20 protein-coding genes, 5 tRNA genes and 2 rRNA genes are annotated in these 25,774 nt (G+C 45.4%); 10 read left to right on the top strand and 17 right to left on the bottom strand.

What is annotated here, in order from left to right; genetic code table 11:
• Positions 1-5: 5 nt before the first annotated feature.
• On the bottom strand, positions 6-281 hold the full coding sequence (locus tag MMOL_RS01125) for a hypothetical protein (RefSeq protein ID WP_012777587.1): 276 nt from the start codon (positions 279-281) through the stop codon (positions 6-8).
• Between the two features lie 94 nt (positions 282-375).
• Between MMOL_RS01125 and MMOL_RS01120 the strand changes: the two genes are divergently transcribed.
• Positions 376-720 (top strand): helix-turn-helix domain-containing protein, encoded by a 345-nt coding sequence (locus MMOL_RS01120; RefSeq protein WP_012777586.1) that lies wholly within the window; start codon positions 376-378, stop codon positions 718-720.
• Between the two features lie 11 nt (positions 721-731).
• Here the strand turns inward: MMOL_RS01120 and MMOL_RS01115 are convergent, their stop codons facing one another.
• The 4 genes from MMOL_RS01115 to MMOL_RS01100 form a co-directional block, all read right to left on the bottom strand.
• The gene (locus tag MMOL_RS01115) at positions 732-2,186 is read right to left on the bottom strand and encodes a DUF6538 domain-containing protein (RefSeq protein WP_012777585.1); all 1,455 of its coding nucleotides are present in this window, start codon (positions 2,184-2,186) and stop codon (positions 732-734) included.
• A gap of 100 nt (positions 2,187-2,286) precedes the next feature.
• Positions 2,287-2,362, bottom strand: a tRNA-His gene (locus MMOL_RS01110).
• Between the two features lie 19 nt (positions 2,363-2,381).
• Positions 2,382-2,458: transfer RNA gene (locus MMOL_RS01105), tRNA-Arg, on the bottom strand.
• Positions 2,459-2,564: 106 nt separating this feature from the next.
• Positions 2,565-2,641, bottom strand: a tRNA-Pro gene (locus MMOL_RS01100).
• 103 nt (positions 2,642-2,744) lie between these two features.
• On the opposite strand from MMOL_RS01100, the gene folD reads away from it, so the two are divergent.
• Together folD and dksA are read left to right on the top strand one after the other, a co-directional pair.
• Positions 2,745-3,611 (top strand): bifunctional methylenetetrahydrofolate dehydrogenase/methenyltetrahydrofolate cyclohydrolase FolD, encoded by an 867-nt coding sequence (folD, locus tag MMOL_RS01095; protein ID WP_012777584.1) that lies wholly within the window; start codon positions 2,745-2,747, stop codon positions 3,609-3,611.
• A 148-nt stretch (positions 3,612-3,759) separates the two neighbouring features.
• Positions 3,760-4,182: an RNA polymerase-binding protein DksA gene (gene dksA, locus MMOL_RS01090; RefSeq protein ID WP_012777583.1), complete on the top strand. Its 423-nt coding sequence runs from the start codon at positions 3,760-3,762 to the stop codon at positions 4,180-4,182.
• A 109-nt stretch (positions 4,183-4,291) separates the two neighbouring features.
• On the opposite strand, the gene pnp is transcribed toward dksA, so the two are convergent.
• The 7 genes from pnp to rimP all read right to left on the bottom strand — a co-directional run bounded on the left by pnp (position 4,292) and on the right by rimP (position 13,345).
• On the bottom strand, positions 4,292-6,421 hold the full coding sequence (pnp, locus tag MMOL_RS01085; RefSeq protein ID WP_012777582.1) for a polyribonucleotide nucleotidyltransferase: 2,130 nt from the start codon (positions 6,419-6,421) through the stop codon (positions 4,292-4,294).
• Positions 6,422-6,560: 139 nt separating this feature from the next.
• On the bottom strand, positions 6,561-6,830 hold the full coding sequence (rpsO, locus tag MMOL_RS01080; RefSeq protein WP_012777581.1) for a 30S ribosomal protein S15: 270 nt from the start codon (positions 6,828-6,830) through the stop codon (positions 6,561-6,563).
• A 175-nt stretch (positions 6,831-7,005) separates the two neighbouring features.
• Complete coding sequence (gene truB / locus MMOL_RS01075) at positions 7,006-7,914, bottom strand: tRNA pseudouridine(55) synthase TruB (RefSeq protein WP_012777580.1); 909 nt, start codon at positions 7,912-7,914, stop codon at positions 7,006-7,008.
• A 57-nt stretch (positions 7,915-7,971) separates the two neighbouring features.
• Positions 7,972-8,328, bottom strand: coding sequence for a 30S ribosome-binding factor RbfA (rbfA, locus tag MMOL_RS01070; protein ID WP_012777579.1), 357 nt, complete (start codon positions 8,326-8,328; stop codon positions 7,972-7,974).
• Between the two features lie 129 nt (positions 8,329-8,457).
• Positions 8,458-11,196 (bottom strand): translation initiation factor IF-2, encoded by a 2,739-nt coding sequence (infB, locus tag MMOL_RS01065; protein ID WP_012777578.1) that lies wholly within the window; start codon positions 11,194-11,196, stop codon positions 8,458-8,460.
• Positions 11,197-11,319: 123 nt separating this feature from the next.
• Entirely contained in the window at positions 11,320-12,786 is a 1,467-nt protein-coding gene (gene nusA, locus MMOL_RS01060) for a transcription termination factor NusA (protein WP_012777577.1), read from the bottom strand.
• A 73-nt stretch (positions 12,787-12,859) separates the two neighbouring features.
• Positions 12,860-13,345, bottom strand: a complete 486-nt coding sequence (gene rimP / locus MMOL_RS01055; RefSeq protein ID WP_012777576.1) for a ribosome maturation factor RimP — start codon at positions 13,343-13,345, stop codon at positions 12,860-12,862.
• A 289-nt stretch (positions 13,346-13,634) separates the two neighbouring features.
• On the opposite strand from rimP, the gene MMOL_RS01050 reads away from it, so the two are divergent.
• From MMOL_RS01050 to MMOL_RS01020, 7 genes are all read left to right on the top strand, one after another.
• Positions 13,635-13,826, top strand: coding sequence for a YezD family protein (locus MMOL_RS01050; RefSeq protein ID WP_012777575.1), 192 nt, complete (start codon positions 13,635-13,637; stop codon positions 13,824-13,826).
• 91 nt (positions 13,827-13,917) lie between these two features.
• The gene (locus MMOL_RS01045) at positions 13,918-15,495 is read left to right on the top strand and encodes an OprO/OprP family phosphate-selective porin (RefSeq protein ID WP_012777574.1); all 1,578 of its coding nucleotides are present in this window, start codon (positions 13,918-13,920) and stop codon (positions 15,493-15,495) included.
• 138 nt (positions 15,496-15,633) lie between these two features.
• A complete protein-coding gene (locus MMOL_RS01040) occupies positions 15,634-16,644 on the top strand; it encodes a sulfate ABC transporter substrate-binding protein (RefSeq protein WP_012777573.1) in 1,011 nt (336 codons plus the stop codon).
• Positions 16,645-16,699: 55 nt separating this feature from the next.
• Positions 16,700-17,578: an EAL domain-containing protein gene (locus tag MMOL_RS01035; RefSeq protein WP_012777572.1), complete on the top strand. Its 879-nt coding sequence runs from the start codon at positions 16,700-16,702 to the stop codon at positions 17,576-17,578.
• Positions 17,579-17,704: 126 nt separating this feature from the next.
• Positions 17,705-18,535 (top strand): sulfate ABC transporter permease subunit CysT, encoded by an 831-nt coding sequence (gene cysT / locus MMOL_RS01030; RefSeq protein ID WP_012777571.1) that lies wholly within the window; start codon positions 17,705-17,707, stop codon positions 18,533-18,535.
• A 41-nt stretch (positions 18,536-18,576) separates the two neighbouring features.
• Positions 18,577-19,467 (top strand): sulfate ABC transporter permease subunit CysW, encoded by an 891-nt coding sequence (gene cysW, locus MMOL_RS01025; RefSeq protein ID WP_012777570.1) that lies wholly within the window; start codon positions 18,577-18,579, stop codon positions 19,465-19,467.
• Positions 19,468-19,531: 64 nt separating this feature from the next.
• On the top strand, positions 19,532-20,593 hold the full coding sequence (locus tag MMOL_RS01020; protein WP_012777569.1) for a sulfate/molybdate ABC transporter ATP-binding protein: 1,062 nt from the start codon (positions 19,532-19,534) through the stop codon (positions 20,591-20,593).
• Between the two features lie 27 nt (positions 20,594-20,620).
• On the opposite strand, the gene MMOL_RS01015 is transcribed toward MMOL_RS01020, so the two are convergent.
• The 5 genes from MMOL_RS01015 to MMOL_RS00995 all read right to left on the bottom strand — a co-directional run bounded on the left by MMOL_RS01015 (position 20,621) and on the right by MMOL_RS00995 (position 25,671).
• Complete coding sequence (locus MMOL_RS01015) at positions 20,621-21,553, bottom strand: sensor domain-containing diguanylate cyclase (protein ID WP_012777568.1); 933 nt, start codon at positions 21,551-21,553, stop codon at positions 20,621-20,623.
• Between the two features lie 387 nt (positions 21,554-21,940).
• Positions 21,941-22,054 (bottom strand): 5S ribosomal RNA (rrf, locus tag MMOL_RS01010).
• A gap of 205 nt (positions 22,055-22,259) precedes the next feature.
• Positions 22,260-25,152 (bottom strand): 23S ribosomal RNA (locus tag MMOL_RS01005).
• 351 nt (positions 25,153-25,503) lie between these two features.
• Positions 25,504-25,579, bottom strand: a tRNA-Ala gene (locus tag MMOL_RS01000).
• A gap of 15 nt (positions 25,580-25,594) precedes the next feature.
• Positions 25,595-25,671 (bottom strand) — tRNA-Ile (locus MMOL_RS00995).
• Between the last annotated feature and the right edge of the window lie 103 nt (positions 25,672-25,774).

Genomic DNA, 25,774 nt, shown 5'->3' with positions numbered 1-25,774 from the left:
CTCCTTTATTGTTTTTTCTTTAGATTACCAAACGGTGTTTTTATTGAACCATCCTCTAGTATTGTGAAGACAACATTCTGACCATTGTTTTCCACCTTTACCCTATCGCCATCTATCTCATACTTGCCTTCAGATTCAATACCTAAGGCACTCATGAAAACTTTATCCCCCGTGCCAAACGTATAACTTACTGTGCCCGTCTTATCTGCATATTCACCACTTAGCTTTGATCCGCAGGCTGACAAAAGTAACAACATAATTAATAAACCTATTTCCCTCACAAACGCTCCTTATTCAACCTTAAAGGTTGTATTTCAACGTAATAAGCACTTCATGTCAAATGGTTGATAGTCAACTATATAGGTTGAGTTAATTATGATGACAAAATCTAAAAAATACCTTGCAGAGCAGATAGGTCAGAGCATTGCCAAACGCAGGCTTGCTGCTGGACTTACTCAGGATCAGGTCAGCGAAAAGCTTGGAATAGGCTATGAAGCTGTTTCTAGAATGGAACGTGGGGTAACTATTCCTACCGTGATTAGGCTGGCGGAATTAGCCGAAATATTCGGCTGTGGTATTCAAGAGCTTTTAATTGAATCTAGTGATAGACCTGACGATCAGGCTGAGCAGATTAAAAGCATGCTGGCTAAACTGAATAGCGAAGATAGGAATATGATTTTAGAGACCATACAAAAACTCTATCTTCGCTTAAAACCATAAATAGATTCCTGCTACTGGCTGGCTGCCTTCTTCTTTTCTGCCTCGAACGCTTTCTTTGCTGCTTTTCTTTTCATACTCCTGACTAAGTCATACATAAAACCATCTGACTCAAAGTCAAAATGAAATTCGCCAAAATCCACACCATGCTCAATTTGGTTGAGGTGTGTCAGCATATAACTTAAGGAAAAATGTTCCTTACTTTTAGCCCCAGCCTCTTCACTTCCATAAGTCTCGTTAGTGATATCGAACTCAATATGATGCCCAAGAATAGACTTGCGTAAATGTGATGGGTATTTTGCATCATCCATTTTGGCACTGAGCGTTTTTCTTAAGCTGTGGAACGTTTTCAACTCCTCATCCACTTTAATCAGCTCTTGCTTATGCTTTGTAAAGTTATATCCTACATTTTTACCGTATCCATTTTTCGTTTTGATGAGATACGGATATAAATGGGAGTCTTCACCATAAGTTTTCAGAACATATGCGTGATAATCCAGAAAGTTAGTTTTAAGCATAAATCTAGGGATTGGTAAGATGCGTTTTGATGACTCAGTTTTTAGCTCTTTGTCATCCCCATATTCATTGATATCAATAACCCAGGTACCATCGCTATCATAAATATCTGTCACGCGAAGCTGTGCAACCTCTTCCAATCTGAGTCCCATCGTTAGTGCTATCAGGGGAGAGTAGAACAAATCTGGCTTTTTAAAGCGTTTGAAATAACCTTCAACTTCGAACAACCTGCCAATCTCTTCTGGTCTAAAACGCACATAGCTATCTGTGACCGACTTTAACTGTGATTTTTTTACTAAATGTAAATTGGCAAATGGATTTTCAAATCGATACTCTTCAATTTTAATTAAGTAGTCAAAAAACTGCTTGATCGCTTTGGTGTGGTTATCAACTGTAAGTGGGCTGGCTTCTTCAATATTGATATGGTCTCTATAAGCAGTAGCGAATGTTTTTTTCACAGCTTCTACATCTGTGATTTTCTTTGAACGCGCATAATCGATGAACTTAACCACTCTAGGGTAGTAAGCATTGCGTGTACCTTCAGAATAAACTTTATAAGTTGCGCTCTTCCAGCTTTTAAAGCCGTCATCCAACGAATACAATTTTGGAGGGGGTACTATAGCTTTTGGTACTTTCATACCTATCCGCTCGACTAAACCATCATAAGCAGCCTTTTCTGCTGGACTATCAAGGTTAAAGTCATACGTAGTACCCTCATGTTCAACTTTAAGCTCTGGGAATCTTTTGCTATCGTCTATCGCCATACTTTTAAGCCACTCTTCAAATGCAAGATTAATCTTTAATGCCCGGACGTAAGCAACACTTCTATCCTTGGTTTTAAGACTATAAATGATTTTTTGATGGTGAGTATAGGGAACGAGCTTTTTAGGCACCAGCAGGCGTATGTAATACATGCCTGAGGCTTTTTGGTACGTTCTTGAGGGTGTGGGCATCACTTTCTCCAAGTAATGACTTGGAAGTGCTACCCTTGATGCTACTGTTTAAGTTATTAATATACACCTAAGTATATAATTTTAAACAGCAATCAGAAAATGGGGTGGCTGATGGGGCTCGAACCCACGACAACAGGAATCACAATCCTGGACTCTACCAACTGAGCTACAGCCACCATAGAGACTTTATAAAACTGGCCTGCCCGACAGGAATCGAACCTGTAACCCCCAGCTTAGAAGGCTGGTGCTCTATCCGGTTGAGCTACGGGCAGATTTTGGTTACAAGGCTTTACATCATCTACAACATAAAGCACTAATTTTTCGGGCTGACTTTTAATTTGGGTGTTAAAAGCATTTACTTCTAACACCCAAAAATTTTGGTCGGCGTGGAGAGATTCGAACTCCCGACATCCTGCTCCCAAAGCAGGCGCGCTACCAGGCTACGCTACACGCCGAAGAGGCAGTAATATAACCAAAACTAAGATTAAGGTCAATCGCTATATGCTAAAATAGCACTTTATTTCATAAATTAATTGAATTTTTAGATTCTGATACCCAATGACTGCTCAAATTATCAATGGCAAAGCAATTGCCGACAATTTATTAGACTCAATCAAAGAAAGAATCAACCAACGCCTGTTAGCCAACAAACGAGCGCCAGGTCTTGCGGTTATCTTGTTAGGCGAGGATCCCGCCTCCGCCATCTATGTGCGTAACAAACGTCTAGCTTGCGAAAAAGTGGGCATTCGCTCCGTTGCCTATAACTTGCCAGCATCGACTACTGAACAAGAATTACTCACCTTAATCACACAGCTAAACCAAGACAACACGATAGACGGTATTCTGGTGCAGTCACCACTGCCGCCGCAAATCGAAGAAGAACACATCATTGAATGTATTAGTCCGAGCAAAGATGTAGACGGCTTTCACCCATACAATATTGGACGATTGGCAGTACGCCAACCTACGCTACGCTCATGCACACCATTTGGCGTGATTAAAATGTTAGAAGCTATCGGCATCAACCCAATGGGGCTGGATGCATTGGTCGTTGGCGTATCCAACCATGTGGGTCGCCCGATGGGTCTAGAGCTTCTGCTAGCCGGCTGCACCGTGACCAGTTGCCACCGCCATACCAAAGACCTGGCTAAAATGGTTGCACAGGCTGACATCGTGGTTGCAGCTGCCGGCAAGCCTGGCTTAATCAAAGGCGAGTGGATCAAGCCGGGAGCCATTGTCATTGATATCGGCATCAACCGCCTGGAGGATGGCCGTATTTGTGGTGATGTAGATTTCACCGTAGCAAAAGAACGCGCTGGCTGGATTACCCCGGTACCAGGTGGCGTTGGCCCGATGACCGTTGCCACCCTGATGGAGAATACATTACTCTCCTTGGAACTTAGCGAACAAGGCGGTGCAATTTAATCATATAAAATCAATTGGATAGAAGCACACTGATTACGCTTTTGCATCAAACCATTAATCAGTGTACACTCATGCGCTGATTTTAGGTGCTAGCATTTTGCTGGCTCAGTTTTCAATAATTTTAATTTTTTGTATTTGGGTAATTATTATGGCAGATGTAATTAGTAAGCAATTCACGCCTTATCAGCCGAAGCCTGATGAAGAATACATGAGCAAGGCTCAACTCAACCACTTTCGTTCAATTTTAAATGACTGGAAAGCTGAGTTAAGCGAAGAACTCGACCGCACCGTGCACACCATGCAGGATGAAGTGACGATGTTTGCTGACCCGAACGATAGAGCCAGCCAAGAATCTGACATGACGTTGGAGTTACGCAACCGCGATCGCGAGCGCAAACTCATTAAGAAAATTGATGAAACCCTACGCAATATTGAGCACGATGAGTACGGCTACTGCGAAGGCTGCGGCATTGAAATTGGCCTGAAACGTCTGGAGGCGCGTCCTACTGCTACCCTATGCATAGACTGCAAAACGCTAGACGAACTAAGAGAACGTCAAGTAGCTAAATAACCAGCTCTATTTAATATCTAAGCCGCTACGCTTATTCATTAAAAAATTGATAACAAAAAGCCCGCATATGCGGGCTTTTTGTTATGTAACAAGTGACACGCCTAGCGTATTACTCGTCAGCTTCTGTTTCAGCTTTAGCTTCTGCAGCTGGCGGGTCAATCAAAGCTTTCATGCTTAGACGTACACGGCCTTTCTCATCAGCCTCAACCACTTTCACCTTCACTACATCGCCCTCTTTCAAGAAGTCAGCAACTGCATTTACGCGTTGATGTGCGATTTGTGAAATGTGTAGCAAGCCATCTTTACCTGGAATCAATGTTACGATTGCACCGAAATCAAGCAACTTGATCACAGTACCTTCGTAAGTTTGGCCAACTTCCACTTCAGCAGTGATTTCTGCAATGCGACGTTGCGCTTCCGCACCTTGCTCTGAGCTTGTGCATGCAATTTTCACTGTACCGTCATCTTCGATATCAATCGTAGTGCCGGTTTCTTCAGTTAAAGCACGAATAACCGCGCCACCTTTACCGATTACATCACGGATTTTCTCAGGATTGATCTTCATGGTGATGATGCGTGGTGCAAATTGTGACATTTCTGTATTAGCGCCACTCACCGCTTGCTTCATGATACCCAAGATATGCGCGCGACCTTCTTTAGCTTGCGCTAGAGCCACTTGCATAATTTGTGCAGTGATGCCGGTGATTTTAATGTCCATTTGCAACGCAGTGATACCATCTTCTGTACCAGCTACTTTAAAGTCCATATCACCCAAGTGATCTTCATCACCTAAAATGTCAGTCAATACCGCTACGCGATTACCTTCTTTGATCAAACCCATCGCAATACCTGCAACGTGATTTTTCATCGGCACACCAGCGTCCATCAATGCCAAACAGCCACCACATACGGAAGCCATAGAGCTTGAACCGTTAGATTCTGTAATTTCAGAAACCACACGCATGGTGTAATCGAAATCTTCTTTAGCTGGCAATGCAGCTACCAAAGCGCGCTTAGCTAAACGACCATGGCCGATTTCGCGGCGTTTTGGCGTACCTACACGGCCAGTTTCACCAGTTGCGTACGGAGGCATGTTGTAATGCAACATAAAGCGGTCTGCATACTCACCTTGCAGCGCGTCGATGATTTGCTCATCACGGCCTGTACCTAAAGTTGCTACAACCAAAGCCTGTGTTTCACCACGGGTGAACAATGCAGAACCGTGAGTGCGCGGCAATACGCCAGTACGGATGCTGATAGGACGCACAGTGCGTGTATCACGACCGTCAATACGCGGCTCGCCATTTAGAATTTGGCTACGTACAGTTTTAGCTTCTAAATTAAAGATTTCATTTTTAATTTTGTTGGCTTCAGTGGTTGAAGTTTCTTCTGTAATCAACTCAGCCAATACACGGCTGGTGATTTCTTCTAACTTAGCTGAACGTGCGCCTTTAGCTTTAATTTGGAAAGCAGCATTGATATCAGCAGCAGCCAAGCTTGCTACTTTCTCAATCAATGCAGTGTCTGGCTCTGGCGCAACCCAGTCCCAAGCATCTTTACCCGCTTCAGCAGCTAATTCGCTAATCATTTTAATCACAGCTTGCATTTGCTCGTGACCATAAACAACTGCGCCTAGCATCACTTCTTCTGACAACTCTTTAGCTTCAGATTCCACCATCATTACAGCACTTTCAGTTGCTGCAACAACCAAGTCCAACTCAGTTTCTTCCAACTGGGCTTTAGTTGGGTTTAATACATACTCATCGTTGATATAACCAACACGTGCAGCACCTAGTGGACCATAGTATGGAATACCAGATAATGACATTGCCGCAGATGCACCGATAATTGCAGGAATATCCGCATCGATTTCAGGGTCTGATGACAACACAGTTGCCACCACTTGCACTTCGTTATAGAACGCTTCTGGGAACAGAGGACGTAATGGACGATCGATCAAACGGCTAGTCAACGTTTCCTTTTCTGAAGGACGGCCCTCGCGTTTGAAAAAACCACCTGGGATTTTGCCCGCAGCATAGGTTTTTTCCATGTAGTCTACAGTCAAAGGGAAGAAGTCCTGACCGGCTTTAACTTCACGCTTGCTGGTTACGGCCACTAACACTACCGTGTCACCGTAGCTCACCATCACCGCAGCATCTGCTTGGCGTGAGATTTCACCGGTTTCAAGGGTTAGCGTATGCGCGCCGTATTGAATACTTTTAGTAAATTTATTAAACATTTATTTTCCTTTTTCAACAGACTGTTATTCACTACCCAATAACAATCTAACAATAAAAAAAGCCGACGCACATCGATGCAATCGGCTTTTTACAGCAATTATATAAGTGAAGCCAAAAAGCCAATCACTTGTATAACTGTTACTTACGCAGACCTAAACGTTGAATCAAAGTTTGATAACGGCTAGCGTCTTTACGTTTTAGATAGTCTAACAAGCTACGACGTTGGCTAACTAATGCTAACAAACCACGACGTGAGTGGTTATCTTTTTTGTTAGACTTGAAGTGCTCTGTTAGATAAGAGATACGGTTAGTTAAAAGTGCAACTTGCACTTCTGGGCTAGCTGTATCATTTGGTGCGCGTTGATATTCTGCAACGATTTTCGCGGTGTCTTGTGCTGTAACTGCCATAACTTTTTCCTAAATTTAGAGGTTTTGCGTCAATACAAAAGTAGCCTAGTATCACACCATAATATATAGCGTAGATGCCAACCCACAATTGCATTCATTTACATGAACCGCACATTATAGTGACAAGTTAAGCGCTTAACAAGTTATTTCAACACTTAATTATTCAAGACTTAGCTTAATTATTTACTTGCTGCATCAAGCGCTTAGGTGCAATCTTGCCATCACTTTGCTGCTCACCCAAGCCCAGAAACACCTGTCGCTCATCATACAGACGCAGCAACCCGGCCGGCACTTTGCCACTTTGCCACACCGCTTGCCCCTGCATTAAATAAAAAGCACTATCTGCATCCAGCACGATAGCCGGTAAATCATCCACGGCGCTATCTGGCGCAGCTAAAATTGCCAAGCGCTCTTCTGCTGTCATCGCTTCAAATTGCGCCAAAGTGACGGCTTGGGCAATATCGTAACCAGCGGTATAGGTTCTGCGTAAACCAATCAAATGCGCTCCGCAGCCCAAGCTGGCACCAATATCCTCTGCCAGCGTACGAATATAAGTGCCCTTACTGCAAGTAACTGTAATTTCCGCCACATCGCCAGCAAAGCTCAGCACCTCAATGTTGTGGATATTAACGGTACGCACTTTGCGCTCAATCTCTATGCCTTCACGCGCATATTCGTACAGGGCCTTGCCCTCGTGCTTTAAGGCAGAATACATAGGTGGCACCTGCTGAATGGTGCCGATAAATCGCAAGCATGCCTGCCTAAACTGCGCGGCGCTCACTTGTACGGGCATTTGCTGTAGCACTTCACCTTCCGCATCGCCAGTGGTGGTGGTAATACCTAATTTAATCGTGGCATGATAAGTTTTGTCAGCATCGGTGAGATAGTGTGCAAACTTGGTAGCTTCACCAAAACACAGCGGCAACAAACCAGTGGCCAGAGGGTCAAGCGTGCCGGTGTGTCCAGCTTTCGCGGCCTGCAATAGCCACTTTACCCGCTGTAAAGCTTGGTTAGAAGAAAAGCCCAAAGGCTTATCTAATAACAAAATGCCGTTGATATTTTTTTTGACTCGTTTGAATTGCAAAGGGAGGTTAACTCTGAGGCATTAAGACTTAATTTGGGTTAAGGCTTAGATTATTAGTTAAGACTTGGTTTTATCTGAAGCAATCGCTTCATCAATCAATTTAGACATCATCATGCCGTTATCGATTGAGGCATCATACACAAAGTGTAATTGCGGCACCGTGCGCAGCAACATGCGCTTTGCCAACTGCGTACGCAAAAAGCCGGCAGACTTTTCCAAGCCCTGCTGTGTACTATCGCTTTGCTTAGCTGCACTGTAGAAAATCTTAGCGTGCGCCATGTCACCTGTCACCTCAACTGCAGTAACGGTAATCATGCCAACACGCGGGTCTTTAATTTCGAACATCAGCAAATCCGCAATTTCGCGCTGCATTTGTTCAGCCACTCGGTGGCTACGTGAAAAATCTTTTGCCATTTGAAAATCCTCAATAAATGAAATGTTTTAAGTCAGGCTAGGCGCAAATCAAAAAATGGAGCGCAGCATATATGAATATGTAAGCGACAGTTTTTGATTTGCAACAACGCATGACGACAAAGATTTCATTTATAGCGTACGGGCCACCTCAATCATTTCATACACTTCCAAGATATCTCCGACTTCGATATCGTTGTAACCCTTCAATGACAGACCGCACTCGAAATTGTTTTTAACTTCTTTAACATCATCTTTAAAGCGTTTGAGTGAATCCAGCTCACCAGTATGCACAATCACGTTGTTACGCAAGATACGTACTTTAGAGTTACGTTTAATCATACCGTCTTGTACATAACAACCGGCAATCGCACCAATCTTAGAAATACGGAACACTTCACGCACTTCTACAGTACCAATCATGCTCTCTTTTTGCTCTGGTGCCAACATGCCACCTAGCGCCGCTTTGATTTCGTCTACTGCTTCGTAAATAATATTGTAGTAACGTACATCCACGCCCAAGGTATCAATCAACTTACGTGCGCCAGAGTCTGCACGCACACTGAAACCGATCAACACGGCTTTAGACGCTGCTGCCAAGTTCACATCAGACTCGCTGATCGCACCCACGCCAGTGTGAATGATATTGACCTTCACTTCACTGGTAGATAGTTTTTGCAAGCTAGTCGCCAACGCTTCATACGAACCCTGTACATCAGACTTGATAATCAAGCCCAAGGTTTGCACTTCACCGGACTCCATTTGCTCGAACATGTTTTCCAGTTTTGCCGCTTGCTGTTTAGCAAGTTTCACATCACGGTATTTACCTTGACGGAACAATGCAATTTCGCGCGCTTTGCGTTCGTCATTCAATACAATGACTTCTTCACCCGCGCTTGGCACATCAGACAACCCTAGAATTTCTACTGGCATAGATGGGCCTGCTTCTTGAACATCCTTACCGGTTTCATCCAGCATCGCACGCACTTTACCAAAAGTAGTGCCTGCTAAAATCATATCACCACGTTTCAAGGTACCAGACTGTACTAGAATAGTTGCCACAGAACCGCGACCCTTATCTAGACGACCTTCAATCACCAAGCCTTTTGCCGGTGTATTTTTTGGTGCTTGCAATTCCAACACTTCAGCTTGCAACAACACAGCTTCCAGCAAGTCATCAATGCCTTGACCGGTTTTGGCGGATACTGCACGGAACATGGTGTCGCCACCAAAGTCCTCAGGCACCACTTCCTGACTTACCAACTCCATTTTTACGCGCTCTGGGTCTGCATCCGGCTTATCAATCTTGTTGATTGCCACCACGAGCGGCACACCCGCTGCCTTCGCATGGTGAATCGCCTCAATAGTTTGCGGCATCACGCCATCATCTGCTGACACAACTAGAATCACGATATCGGTTGCCTTTGCACCACGAGCACGCATCGCAGTAAACGCTTCATGGCCTGGGGTATCCAGGAACGTCACCATACCGCTAGGGGTTTCTACGTGGTAAGCACCGATGTGCTGGGTAATGCCGCCGGCCTCGCCAGTCGCCACACGGCTGCGACGGATATAGTCCAGCAATGAAGTTTTACCATGGTCAACGTGACCCATTACAGTAACCACTGGTGGGCGCGTTTCCATCACTGCTTCAGCATGGTCGGTTTCCTCGATAAACGCATCCGGATCATTTGGTGCTGCCGCCTGAGCTTTATGGCCCATTTCTTCCACGATAATAATTGCAGTTTCTTGGTCTAGCACTTGGTTGATAGTTACCATCATACCCATGCCCATCAGGGTTTTAATCACTTCACCAGACTTAACCGACATTTTGTGTGCAAGATCAGCCACAGTAATGGTTTCAGGCACCAACACCTCGTACACCAACGGCTCAGTTGGCGCAGTAAATGCGTGTTGCTGCTCATCATCATGATGCTTGCCGCCTTTGCCTTTCGGCGCACGCCAGCCAGCTTTACCGCCCGCCACATCACCACGTGTTTTTAATCCACGTTTTTTGTTCTCGGCATCGGTCCACTCTTTATTGTTGCCTTTACCTTTTTTCGCATCTTTCACAGCTGGCTTTTCAGCACCTTCTTTTACCGCAGGCTTGTGCAAGGTACCTTCTGAAAGTTTAGCAGCCTTCGCTTTCGCTGCTTCAGCTTCTGCCAGCTTTCTCGCTTCCTCGTCTAGACGGCGTTGCGCCAACTCTTCTTTTTTGCGCTTATCTTCAGCTTGCAATGCAAGCAAGGTAGCATGGCGTTTAGCCTCTTGCTCACGTAACGCGATTTCTTCAGCGCCAAGCAAGTCTTTGCGGCTAATCGTTTGCTGTCTAACCACCACTTTTTCTGGTTCAGGTGCAGCTGGTGTTTCAGCCTCCACAGGAGCAACAACTTCTGGCTCTGGCTCCACCACTGGGGCTACAGGTGCTTCAACCACCACAGATTCAGGCTCGGCCACCACCTCTACTGGCGCTTCAACAACTGGCGCAGCCAATTCAACCGGCGCCTCTTCAGCTTCAGCCAACGCCTCAACCGCCACTTCTTCTAACATCTCTTCTTCAGGCAGGCCCGCGTCTTCGCGTTGCTCAATCACGCGTTTTTTACGCACTTCTACCTGAATGGTGCGCGCTTTACCGCTGTTATCGGTTTTTTTAATTTCCGTGCTTGATTTACGTGTGAGGGTAATTTTGTTTTTAGGAGCAATCGTGCCGTGCTCTTTACGCAAATGATCCAGCAATGCTGCTTTATCATGTTCACTCAACTCATCTTCTGCGCTTGTTTTATGCACGCCAGCACTTTTAAGCTGTTCTAATAACAATGCCGTTGGCAGCTTTAATTCGCCGGCAAATTGTTCTACGGTTGTTTGTGCCATTTTGTTGCTCCAGTATTCTTCTTCCTAAGCTTGATTGCCTAGCGTTACCACTCATTATTACTACGCTTTAGTTCGACTAACCTGAGTTGGCCGATAACCATAAAGCGCTACATTTGAATATTATTATTTAAACCAAGGCGCGCGAGCTGTCATGATTAGTGTTTTTGCGCGCTCTTCGTCCATATTGGTTAACTCAACCAACTCATCAATTGCTAGCTCGGCCAAATCGTCCATAGTTGAGATGCCTTTTGCTGCTAGTTGATGTGCAGTTGCATCATCCATACCTTCTAGCGTCAACAAGTCTTCTGCAGCCTCTTCCACTTTTTCTTCTTTAGCGATGGCTTCTGTCAACAATGCAGCACGAGCACGTTTACGCAACTCTTCCACAGTATCTTCATCAAAAGCTTCGATTTGGTTCATTTCAGCTAATGGTACATAAGCAATTTCTTCCAAGGTGCTAAAGCCTTCTTGCACTAGAATTTCAGCCACTTCTTCATCAACGTCTAGTTTTTCCATAAACAATTGACTCACACCAGCGTACTCTTCTTGGTTTTTCTGTGCAGCCTGATCAACAGTTAAGATGTTCAATGTCCAGCCGGTCAGCTCTGAAGCCAAACGCACGTTTTGGCCGCTACGACCAATGGCTAGTGCCAACTGCTCTTCTTCCACCACGACATCCATGCTATGCGCATCTTCATCAACCACGATGCTAGACACTTCAGCTGGCGACATTGCATTAATCACAAACTGTGCTGGCTCCATGCTCCACAACACGATATCCACACGCTCACCAGCCAACTCACCAGTCACCGCCTGTACACGTGAACCGCGCATACCTACACAAGTACCCACTGGGTCTAGGCGCTGATCATTGCTTTTTACTGCAATTTTTGAACGCAAGCCAGGATCGCGAGCAGCAGAGCGAATCTCTAACAAGCCCTCTTCAATTTCAGGCACTTCCAACTCGAACAAGCGCACCAAGAACTCAGGGATAATTCTAGACAAAATTAATTGCGGGCCACGGCCGCTGCGCTCGATACGCAGCAAGTAAGCACGCACACGGTCACCCACACGCAAGTTCTCTTTTGGAATCATTTGCTCACGTGGCAGTAAAGACTCGATACGACCTACTTCAATAATCGCATTACCTTTTTCCATGCGTTTGATTACGCCGGTCACCAGCTTTTCGTCGCGCGCTAAGAAGTCTTGCAAGATTTGCTCACGCTCAGCTTCACGTACTTTTTGCAAAATCACTTGCTTGGCAGCTTGTGCGCCAATACGACCGAACTCGAGGTTTTCTAAAGGCTCTTCGTAATAGTCGCCGATAGTTAAGCCTTTAGAGCGCTCATCTTCCTCATCAATTTGATACGCAGAGTTTTCTAATAAGTCATAATCTACATACTGCCAACGTCTGAATGTTTGGTACTCACCACTTTCGCGGTCGATAGCCACACGCACATCGGCATCATCGTGATGTTTTTTCTTTGTAGCCGAAGCCAAAGCAAGCTCTAGCGCGGTAAAGATAACGCTTTTATCAACGTTTTTTTCATGCGCCAAGGCATCTACCAACAGTAAAATTTCACGACTCATTTTCAATCTCCGACTATATATTGCAGATTAACTGCCTTATTTATTAAATACTTACCAACACGCCCACTAGCGTTTAAAACACTGGGCTTAATCGTGCTTTATCAATATTGCTGAGCGCCATTTTGTAGGTGAACCCTTCAAACTCCAGCAACAAATGTCCATCTTCTACGCCTTGAATCAAACCTAAAAAAGTTTTTCGTGGCAAGGTTGTTTCTGTAGCGTTAGGGCCTTCATCTTTGATACCCACACGCAACTTGATGGATACGCGCTCGCCCACAAACCTCACGTAGTCTGCCTCTTTTTTCAATACGCGATCCATGCCTGGAGATGACACTTCCAAACGGTCGTAATCAATTTCATGCTCAACCGCCAGCAAGTTACCCAACTGATTGCTAACCAGCACGCAATCGTCAATGTTCACACTGTCTTTACTATCAGCAGGATTTTGCTTATCAATAAACACACGCAACAATTTGCCTCGATTAGAAATCTCCAAATCAACAAGCTCATAGCCTAACTGGCTTACTGACTTTTCTATTAACGTTTGCAAATCTTGCATATATCGGCCCTCTACTTTCACTGCACAACCTGCATACGCACATTTGTATACGCAAATTGCAGAAACAAAAAATGGGCACAAAGCCCATCAAAAAATTCATCCGCATTATACCAATCAATTCAATGAATTGGAAACACTACAGTTAATAAAGTGCGCTTTTTGTGCTTTTTACATGAATTACCACTTTATATTCTTTTTGGTTATAAATTTATGATAATTAATTATTTTTAATTATTAAAGAGTTTATTTATAGTGCGTACCTCATTAGCAATTAACTAATTAAACGCAGATGCCAAACAACCCAACCACCAAAACTGCTACTCAAGAAATTTTACGTGTAGCGGAAGAACTCCGCGGTGGCTCTGGATTTGGTTCGATTGAAGTCAGCGTGCACGAAGGGCGTGTGACCTTTATCGAAAAGCGCGAGAGATTAAGGGTTCAGCACGCTTCAATCTCAGGAAACATTAGCAAACTTTCGTAACTGCACCAGCAGCGCAATAACACTATTAATTAAAACCATTAATTTAGATTAGCTGACCAGTTAACTGGAAGTTTGACTCAGGAGATTTAGTATGCAATTCCAATATTCAAAATTTGCCGCCACACTATTATCAGCTGGCTTCTTGTCGTCACCTGTCATTGCTCATGCCAATGATAGCAATGAGCTAGAAGAGCTACGCGCTTTAGTACAAGAGCTTAACCAAAAAGTAAAAGTGATTGAACGTAAAGGTGAGATCAACGAAGAGACTGCCGCCGCAGCTAAAAAAGAAACCCCTGTGGTGAAAGCCAGTGCCAATGGTTTTGGCCTAGAGTCAGCTGACGGTAAAAATGCAATTAAGCTGCGCGGTTTATTCCAATCCGATTATCGCTCATACCAAGATGGTGCCAACGATGTACGTAACCGCAGCAACGCACGTGCTGGCAATTTGGATGCCAATGGTTTCCACGATGCCAATGATACAGCCTTACTACGCCGCGTACGTCCAACCATTGAGGGTACCTTATTTGGTAAATACGACTTCCGCTTTACACCTGAGCTTGCTGGCGGCAACGCAACAGTGATTGATGCTTATTTAGATGCGCGTTTAGACCCTGCATTTAAAATCCGCGCTGGTAAATACAAACCATTTGTCGGTTTAGAGCGCTTACAAGGTGGCGGTGATATTAAATTCGTTGAACGTAGCTACGTAACTAACGCTATTTTGCCAAATCGTGATTTGGGCGTTTCCGTCTACGGTGACGTGCTGGGCGACAAACTGAACTACGCGTTTGGTGTGAATAACGGCGTGGTCGACGGCGGCAATGCTAGCGGCACTTCAGAGTTTGATGGCAGCAAAGAGTTTACTGCCCGTTTATTTGCAACGCCATTTAAAGACGAAACCAATGCACTATCAGGTTTAGGCTTTGGTATCGCAGGCACTACAACCAATATCGATGGCGAACGTAACCTAAACTTCACGGATACCTCTGCAGCAGATGCGACCAGAAACGGTTTACCAAGCTACGTAACCGACGGCCAGCAAACCTTCTTCAGATACGGCAGTGCAACAGTAGCCGATGGCAAACGTACACGTATTGCGCCACAAGCAAGTTACTACTACGGTCCGTTCGGTTTAATCACAGAGTATGCACGCGTTAAGCAAGATGTAAGCTTATCTACTGGTGGCTCAGCATCAGGTGGTGGCAGCGGCGGCAATACCGTTATTACACCAGGCACCAGTAAATCTCTCAGCCATGATGCATGGCAAGTTGCAGTCTCATACTTGTTAACCGGTGAAGATGCCTCTTTCCGCGGGGTAAAACCTAAAAATAACTTTGATATTGATAAAGGCGGTTGGGGTGCTTGGGAATTAGTAGCACGCTACAGCGAAATCAATCTGGATAGCGATACCTTCAAAAACAAAGCTGGCACATCATTCTCAGCAAACACTTACGCAGATTTATCCACTAGTGCCAAATCTGCTAAATCATGGACGGCTGGTGTCAACTGGTATTTAAACCAGGATGTTAAAGCGCAACTTAACTATTCCCACACCACATTTGATGGCGGTGCTGGTGTAGGTGTTACTGCAGTAAACGCTGCAGGTACCAATATACGTGATCGTCAAAGTGAAAATGCATTGCTAGCACGCCTCCAAGTGGCTTTCTAAGCACTGATTGATTTAAACGAAACCATCAGCCGCACCTGTTAATAGGTGCGGCTGATTTAAGAAGTAAAGGATATAAAAATGCCTTGTTGTCCACCAATAGAAGATACCTAAACTTAATTATTAATAAGGATATAAACCATGAAAAAATCATTACTCGCCATTGCAGTACTCGCAGCAACTATTAGCTTTGTAGCGCCAATCACAGCGTCTGCCAAAGACATCACCCTACTCAACGTTTCTTACGACCCGACACGTGAGCTCTACCAAGACTTCAACGCAGCATTCAGCAAATATTGGCTAGCCAAAACTGGTGACAAAGTCACGGTAAAAGCATCACACGGCGGATCTGGAAAACAAGCGCGCGCCATTATTGATGGCTTAGATGCAGACGTAGCTACCCTTGCCCTTGCGTACGACGTGGATCAGTTGCATGAAAAAGGCAAGTTAATCCCTAAAGATTGGCAAAAACGTTTAGCTCACAACAGCTCACCTTACACCTCAACCATCGTGTTGCTAGTGCGCAAAGGCAACCCTAAAGGTATTAAGGATTGGGATGACCTAGTAAAACCAGGTGTGTCCGTGATTACGCCTAACCCTAAAACCTCAGGTGGCGCACGCTGGAACTACTTAGCAGCATGGGCATTTGCACAGAAAAAATACGGTGGCGATGAAGCTAAAACTAAAGAGTTCGTTGGCAAACTGCTGAAAAATGTACCGGTGTTAGATACCGGGGCTCGCGGCTCAACCACGACATTCGTTGAGCGCGGCATCGGCGACGTATTACTAGCATGGGAAAACGAAGCGTTCCTAGCTCAAAAAGAATTAGGCGTAGGTAAGTTTGAAATCGTAGTGCCATCACTATCTATCCTGGCTGAACCACCAGTGACTGTCGTTGACAAGTTTGCGAAGAAACACGGCACAGAAGCTGTAGCTAAAGCTTACCTTGAGTACTTGTACACAGAGGAAGGCCAAGAAATTGCAGCTAAGAATTACTACCGTCCAACTTCAGAGGCAGTGGCGAAGAAATATGAAAGTCAATTTCCAAAAGTTAACTTAATCAAAATTGATGAAGCGTTTGGCGGTTGGCAAAAAGCACAAAAGACGCACTTCTCTGACGGCGGTACTTTTGATCAGATTTATCAAAAGTAACTATTAATTCGCCTGCACTAATGATTGAAATGATATGGATTTAAAGGATACAAAAATGACAGTACCAACAACCAACGCAAGCTCGCCGATTGAACAATTAAGATTGCAGCTTAAAGAATCATTATTTTTAGATTTAGATGATTACGGCTTAGCTGAACAATCAACAGGTGAATTTAACAGCACGTTCTTAGGCGTTCAATTAAATACTGCATTTCAACCTATATATGACATTCAGGCAGGCGATTTAATTGGTCACGAAGCATTATTGCGACCATCCCTTGGAGGCGAACTGACCAGCACACCGGAGTTCGCCTTCACCTATGCCGAGCAAACCGGCAAACTGGTGCAATTTGACCGTGTCGCCAGAACGCTGCACGTATTAAACTTTAAACAGATATACGCAGAAAACGGGCTGCTATTTCTGAATGTACATCCTAAGCTACTCGTTTCCGTGAATACGCACGGTAAAGTGTTTGAGCGCATCCTGCATGCCAACTCAGTACCAACGCACCGCGTTGTGATTGAGATTAAAGAAAGTGAAATAGAACAAGACAAACAACTGTCAGAAGCGATCGACAACTATCGTGACCGCGCTTACCACATTTCAATTGATGGTTTTGGTGGTAAGAAATCACATATTGATCGCCTGTGGAAACTATCACCAGATTACGTCAAACTGGATTTAAGCATTATTCAACAAGCCGAAGGCAACCATCGCGTGCAAAAAATATTGCCAGGCCTCATTAACTTGATCAATGAAAGCGGCGCGCAAACCATCATTACCGGGATTGAAACACAAACCCAGCTAGATATTGCCATTGAGTCAGGTGGGCAATTTGTACAAGGCTACTTCTTGGCAAGACCAGTGAACGCTAAAGCCTTACAACCGTCGTCGGCACTGAACAAACTCTCTGCACTACATAAAGTCGCTTAACCCTGCGCAGCGCTTGCTGCACCGGCATTTAAATAACAATTAGATATATAGAAACAATTAAATATTATTTAATTGTTATTTAACTATCGGTTAAATTAACACGCATTCACAACTCAGAACAAAACTATGGCCAAGCAAAAAAACATTCTCCCGGGCTTTAACCTATCACTAGGTTTTACGATATTTTACTTAAGCTTAATTGTGCTTATCCCCTTGTCTGCGGCTTTTATTAAGACGACAGAACTGAGTATGCCTGAGTTTTGGGAGGTCATCACTGCACCTCGCGTAGTGGCATCTTACAAGCTCACCTTTGGCGCATCATTAGTTGGCGCTTTGATTAACGCAGTGTTCGGCCTGCTCACGGCCTGGGTGCTTGTGCGCTACAAATTCCCAGGTAAAAAACTGATTGATGCCATCGTAGATTTACCCTTTGCCTTACCAACGGCAGTTGCCGGCATTGCCCTTACTGCGGTTTACTCAACTAATGGCTGGATAGGTGCATGGCTAGAGCCACTGGGCATCAAAGTTGCGTTCACCCCAATTGGCGTGATTGTCGCACTGACCTTTATCGGGCTGCCGTTTGTGGTACGTACCGTGCAGCCAGTATTGGAAGACTTGGAAGCTGAAACCGAAGAAGCAGCCGCCAGTCTGGGCGCAAACCGCTTGCAGACTTTTTTCAAAATCATTTTCCCAGCGATCTGGCCTGCACTGCTTACCGGTTTTGCCTTAGCTTTTGCACGTGCTATCGGTGAGTACGGTTCAGTCATTTTTATCGCGGGTAACATGCCCATGGTTTCGGAGATCACCCCGCTCATTATTATTACTAAATTAGAGCAATACGACTATGCAGGCGCTACAGCGGTTGCTGTGGTCATGCTGGTGATTTCGTTCCTACTGCTATTTGCGATTAACGGTTTGCAATGGTGGTCAAATCGCAACCGCACTGCCGCTAGCTAATTAAACAAATCACATTAACCACCCATTTTATTAGGACAGTTATGTCAGCAACCGCAACAACACAATATAGCAGCTACCGTAACAAGGTTGAGCGTAGCCGCGCTACTTCTGAACCTGTATGGATTCGTTATTTACTAACGGCTATTGCACTCACTTTTTTAACCTTATTTTTATTTGTGCCATTGGCTGCAGTATTTACCGAGGCACTGCGCAAAGGCTTTGACACTTACATTACCGCACTGGTGGATCCTGATGCATTATCGGCCATTAAGCTTACATTTATCGCCGCGCTGATTGCGGTGCCACTTAACTTGGTGTTTGGGGTAGCGGCAGCGTGGGCCATCACTAAGTTTGAATTTAAAGGCAAGAGCATACTTATCACCTTAATTGACTTGCCGTTTGCGGTATCGCCAGTAATTGCCGGCTTGATTTACGTGCTAATTTTTGGCATCCAAGGCTGGTTTGGTTCGACATTGGTCGATAACGATATCAAAGTTATTTTCGCAATACCTGGCATTGTACTAGCCACCATCTTTGTCACCTTCCCATTTGTGGCCAGAGAATTGATTCCATTGATGCAGGCACAAGGCAAAGATGAGGAAGAAGCAGGCCTGGTATTAGGCGCCTCTGGCTGGCAGATTTTATGGCGCATCACCTTGCCTAATGTGAAATGGGGCCTGCTATATGGCGTGATTCTTACCAACGCACGGGCGATGGGCGAGTTTGGCGCAGTTTCTGTTGTCTCTGGCCATATCCGTGGCATGACCAACACCTTGCCGCTGCATGTAGAGATTTTATATAACGAATATAACTACGCAGCAGCATTCGCCGTAGCCTCCTTATTGGCATTGCTTGCCCTAGTTACTTTAGCGCTCAAAACTTTTGTTGAGTGGCAAGTCGCTAGAAATGCAATACAGCATGAGTCTGCCTAGCACTTCGGCTTAGCACTTAACTTATTCATTATCACTCGCACAACCATTATTTTGGAATACAACCATGAGTATAGAAATACGTAACATTAAAAAGAATTTTGGACAATTTAGCGCTCTTAACGATGTAAGCTTGGATGTCCCTAGCGGTGAACTTGTTGCTTTGTTAGGTCCATCAGGTTGCGGTAAGACTACGTTGCTGCGCATCATCGCTGGCTTAGAAACACCAGACTCAGGCAATATCTTATTTCACGGTAACGATGCCACCGAGCGCCAAGTGCAAGAACGTGAAGTCGGCTTTGTATTTCAGCACTATGCATTGTTCCGCCATATGACCGTATTTGAAAATGTCGCTTTTGGCTTACGTGTACGTCCTAAGCAGACACGCCCATCAGACGCCGAGATTAAACGCCGTGTACATGAGCTGCTAGAGCTAGTGCAGTTAGACTGGTTAGCTGACCGTTATCCACCACAGCTATCAGGTGGCCAACGTCAACGGATTGCTTTGGCACGCGCACTAGCGGTTGAACCTAAAGTATTACTGCTGGATGAGCCATTTGGTGCACTGGATGCTAAGGTACGTAAAGAACTGCGTCGCTGGCTACGTCGCTTACACGATGAGTTGCATATCACCAGTATTTTCGTGACCCATGATCAGGAAGAAGCGCTAGAGGTTGCTGACCGTGTCGTTGTGATCAACCGCGGCAAGATTGAGCAAATTGGTACGCCACAAGAAGTGTACGACCACCCGGTATCACCGTTTGTCTACCAGTTCTTAGGCAACGTCAATCAGTTTGATAGCCATATCCATCAAGGTTCAGCACAAGTGGCAGGGGTAGATTTAAAACTAGATGCTCATGAAGATACACAGAACACGCCAGCATTGGCTTTCGTGCGCCCACATGACATTGAAATTTACAATGCAAAAAAATCTGATCGCGTCGGTTTTGAAGCTATCGTGCGTTACGTCAATGCAGTTGGTCCGCTAGTAAAAGTAGAGCTAGAGCGTCATGATCATACTGAACTCATTGAGGCTGAACTCACGCAGGAGCGCTTTCGTGAGCTCAAGCTAACACCAGCGCAGCATGTCCATGTTTACCCTAGGAATGTACGCGTGTTTGCGGCGTAAGCTAGAACAGACTAAAGGTAGAAATCATTAAGCAATACGATTTCTACCTTTTTCTTTGGCTTGATATAACTGCCTATCCACTTTAGCAATCAAATCAATCGCTTGGTCACTGTGCGCAGGGATAATCGTGCTCACGCCGATACTTACCGTGAGTATTTGGCTCACCAAAGACTTCTCATGCGGAATCTGTGCCTTAAAAATCAAACTACGGCAGCGCTCCGCAATCATATTAGCCGCGGCTGCGTCAGTTTCCGGTAAAACAACAATAAACTCTTCACCGCCAAAACGCGCAAAGAAGTCACGCGACCTAGTGCCCACGTTACTTAACGCTTTTGCTACAAGCTTTAAACACTCATCGCCATGAATATGGCCATAATGATCGTTATATTGCTTGAAGTAATCAATATCTAACATTAGGAGCGAAAGCGGCTGATGGTTGCGCTTAGCGTTAGCCCACTCCACTTCCATTACAGAGTCAAACATACGACGATTATAGACACCCGTCAGTGCATCTTTAAACGAAAGCTCTTCCAGCTCTTTTTGCAATACAATCAACTTCTGCTCTGTATTCTTACGTTCGGTAATATCGAACATAAAGCCAATTAGCGCCTCTACCATACCTTCGGCATTGCGTACTACATGCACCACATCTCGAATCCACACATACTCGCCATCTTTGGTCAGCGCACGATAATCTGCCTCATGGTCAGTGCCAGATTTAGACTGCGCCACACAATAATCAACCACCCACGCACGGTCTTCGGGATGCATTCTCGAAGCCCAATCCTCTACGGTTACCCAACTAGCGGGTGTCCAGCCTAACAACTGTTCGATTTGTGGCCCGATATAAGAGAACTGCAGCGTGTTCCAATCAATCTTCCAAGGAATCGCCTTAGTAGACTCCAGCAATGTTTTATAAACGGCGCTATCTGCTTCAAAGTTATCGTTAGAATTTGTCATAGCTTATCCAGTATCAATCCTCAGCAAGCATCAGTATCAGGTACTCAATTAGTACATAGACGACGCCAATACTTGTTAGGTTCTTAGAATTAATAGAAATAATTCAATCACTTGGGATATTAGCACACAATGCTTAAGTATAAAGCCTGTAGCAAACAGGACAGATAATCGGCTAATGAAAGATGGCGGAAGAGTTAGCTTGATAAGTAGAGTCTTCAGAAAATCGCCCGACATCCCCGCCTGCGTCACCCCTCTCAACGAAGCTCAGATAAAAGAGGAGCCCGCTGAAGGCCATAGCCGGCACTTGATGCCTTATCAGCGCCCCTATGCGCCCTACAGACGTAAAAAAGCCCTGTCACTCACGTAACAGGGCTTTTGGTATAAATAGCTTGGCAGTGACCTACTTTCGCATGCAAAAAGCATACTATCATTGGCGCTGGTTCGTTTCACGGCCCTGTTCGAGATGGGAAGGGGTGGGTCCAAACCGCTATGGCCGCCAAGCATAACTGGTGTCTCATGTGTTTAATCTTCAAACACACAAGCGATTATGCTGTGTTGCCGTCTCATTTTCATGAGGCGTCTGTAACAAATTGGAAGAAGTAAAGTCTACGATGTTTTCACATCGGATTAAATTGGGCTATTGATTACATTATCTTGCTTTAAAACAACCATTAGTCTTGATTAAGTTCTCAAGTTTTAAGGTTATAGGATCAAGCCTCACGAGCAATTAGTATCGGTCAGCTTAACGCATTACTGCGCTTCCACATCCGACCTATCAACGTCCTGGTCTCGAACGACTCTTTAGGGGGGTTAAACCCCCAGGGAAATCTCATCTCAAGGCGAGTTTCACGCTTAGATGCTTTCAGCGTTTATCTCTTCCAGATTTAGCTACCCGGCTATACCACTGGCGTGATAACCGGTCCACCAGAGATCTGTCCACTCCGGTCCTCTCGTACTAGGAGCAGGTCCCTTCAAATTTCCAACGCCCACGGCAGATAGGGACCAAACTGTCTCACGACGTTTTAAACCCAGCTCACGTACCACTTTAAATGGCGAACAGCCATACCCTTGGGACCGGCTACAGCCCCAGGATGTGATGAGCCGACATCGAGGTGCCAAACTCCCCCGTCGATATGAACTCTTGGGAGGAATCAGCCTGTTATCCCCAGAGTACCTTTTATCCGTTGAGCGATGGCCCTTCCATACAGAACCACCGGATCACTATGACCTGCTTTCGCACCTGCTCGACCTGTCCGTCTCGCAGTCAAGCAACCTTATGCCATTGCACTATCAGTACGATTTCCGACCGTACCTAGGTTACCTTCGCACTCCTCCGTTACTCTTTGGGAGGAGACCGCCCCAGTCAAACTGCCCACCATACACGGTCCCCAGTCCGGATTACGGACCTAGGTTAGAACCTCAACAACATCAGGGTGGTATTTCAAGGTTGACTCCACGAAATCTAGCGACTCCGCTTCAACGTCTCCCACCTATCCTACACAAATCTTGTCAAAGTCCAATGTAAAGCTACAGTAAAGGTTCATGGGGTCTTTCCGTCTAGCCGCGGGTAGATTGCATCTTCACAAACATTTCAACTTCGCTGAGTCCCGAGAGGAGACAGTGTGGCCATCGTTACGCCATTCGTGCGGGTCGGAACTTACCCGACAAGGAATTTCGCTACCTTAGGACCGTTATAGTTACGGCCGCCGTTTACTGGGACTTCAATCAAGAGCTTGCACCCCATCATTTAATCTTCCAGCACCGGGCAGGCGTCACACCCTATACGTCCACTTTCGTGTTTGCAGAGTGCTGTGTTTTTATTAAACAGTCGCAGCCACCTTTTCACTGCAACCCCATCGGCCTTCGAGAGTAAATCTCTACAACCTACCGGGGCGCACCTTCTCCCGAAGTTACGGTGCTAATTTGCCGAGTTCCTTCTCCCGGGTTCTCTCAAGCGCCTTAGAATTCTCATCCTACCCACCTGTGTCGGTTTGCGGTACGGTCTCTATACAACTGAAGCTTAGTGGCTTTTCTTGGAAGCATGGTATCAATCACTTCACGTACAAGTACGCTCGTTATCACGCCTCAGCATTGACTCTCCGGATTTGCCTAAAGAATCTGCCTACACGCTTGAACCGGGACATCCAACACCCGGCTGACCTAACCTTCTCCGTCCCCACATCGCATTGTATACAGGTACAGGAATATTAACCTGTTTCCCATCAGCTACGCATCTCTGCCTCACCTTAGGGGCCGACTCACCCTGCGCCGATGAACGTTGCGCAGGAAACCTTGGGTTTTCGGCGAGGGAGCTTTTCACTCCCTTTATCGCTACTCATGTCAGCATTCGCACTTCTGATACCTCCAGCATGCCTCACAGCACACCTTCGCAGGCCTACAGAACGCTCTCCTACCATGCATACATTCCGAAGAATGCAGCATCCGAAGCTTCGGTTACGTGCTTAGCCCCGTTACATCTTCCGCGCAGGACGACTCGACCAGTGAGCTATTACGCTTTCTTTAAATGATGGCTGCTTCTAAGCCAACATCCTGGCTGTCTATGCCTTCCCACTTCGTTTTCCACTTAGCACGTCATTTGGGACCTTAGCTGTCGGTCTGGGTTGTTTCCCTCTTGTCCACGGACGTTAGCACCCATGGACTGTCTCCCGTAATTGCATTTCTCAGTATTCGGAGTTTGCAATGGTTTGGTAAGTTCTTATGAACCCCCTAGCCATAACAGTGCTCTACCCCCGAGAATGATATACGAGGCACTACCTAAATAGTTTTCGGAGAGAACCAGCTATTTCCAAGTTTGTTTAGCCTTTCACCCCTATCCACAGCTCATCCCCAAATTTTTCAACATTTGTGGGTTCGGACCTCCAGTACCTGTTACGGCACCTTCATCCTGGCCATGGATAGATCACTTGGTTTCGGGTCTACACCCAGCAACTAGACGCCCTATTCGGACTCGCTTTCGCTACGCCTCCCCTATCGGTTAAGCTTGCTACTGAATGTAAGTCGCTGACCCATTATACAAAAGGTACGCAGTCACGGAACAAGTCCGCTCCCACTGTTTGTATGCATACGGTTTCAGGATCTATTTCACTCCCCTCCCGGGGTTCTTTTCGCCTTTCCCTCACGGTACTGGTTCACTATCGGTCGATTACGAGTATTTAGCCTTGGAGGATGGTCCCCCCATGTTCAGACAAGGTTTCTCGTGCCCCGCCCTACTTGTCGTTACCCTAGTTCCACACACGGGATTTCGTATAAGGGGCTATCACCCTCTATGGCCGGACTTTCCATTCCGTTCTACTATCGCATGTGCTAAAAATAACAGGCTATTCCATGTTCGCTCGCCACTACTTACGGAATCTCGGTTGATTTCTTTTCCTCGAGCTACTTAGATGTTTCAGTTCACTCGGTTTGCCACCATCTCCCTATATATTCAGGAGCGGTTACCCTTGCGGGTGGGTTTCCCCATTCGGACATGTCCGGATCAAAGCTTATTTGCCAGCTCCCCGAACCTTTACGCAGGCTATCACGTCCTTCATCGCCTGTAATCGCCAAGGCATCCACCATATGCACTTATTCGCTTGATCCTATAACGTTAAAACCTGAACCCTTTTTAAATTCAGATCCCATGATGCATGAGACATCCGTCATAGGCTTTTCTAAAGCAACTTTGTCATTATTCCAAGGTTATAGAATAATGACTGGTTTATTTCACTTACATTTATTTCAAGAACTTTCATTCTGAAACTCATGCGAGCAAAATGTTTCGATTTTGCAATCAATTACTACCCATTTTGAATACACATTTATCATCACAATAATATGTATTCACTTTACTTCTTCCATTTTGTTAAAGAACAGTCTAGTTAAAAACTAGAAGCAAAGATTGTATTCAAACAACACTTGCTTCTAATTTCTTACATACAGCATCAAATACTTGGTGGAGGATAACGGGATCGAACCGTTGACCCCCTGCTTGCAAAGCAGGTGCTCTCCCAGCTGAGCTAATCCCCCATTTTCAGGTGAATCTGGTGGGTCTGGATGGACTCGAACCATCGACCCCCGCCTTATCAAGACGGTGCTCTAACCAGCTGAGCTACAGACCCTCAAGGTTTACTTAGCGTTTCCGCCAATGTTTGGTCAATCATTGATGCTGCTGACTACTAACAACTGATAAGTGTGAATGCTTGCAAACTAAAGACGTCTCTA

It is taken from the genome of Methylotenera mobilis JLW8, from assembly GCF_000023705.1.
Lineage (GTDB): Bacteria > Pseudomonadota > Gammaproteobacteria > Burkholderiales > Methylophilaceae > Methylotenera > Methylotenera mobilis.
The sequence above is the reverse complement of the archived record's forward strand: the minus strand, read 5'-3'. Positions and strand labels throughout refer to the sequence as shown.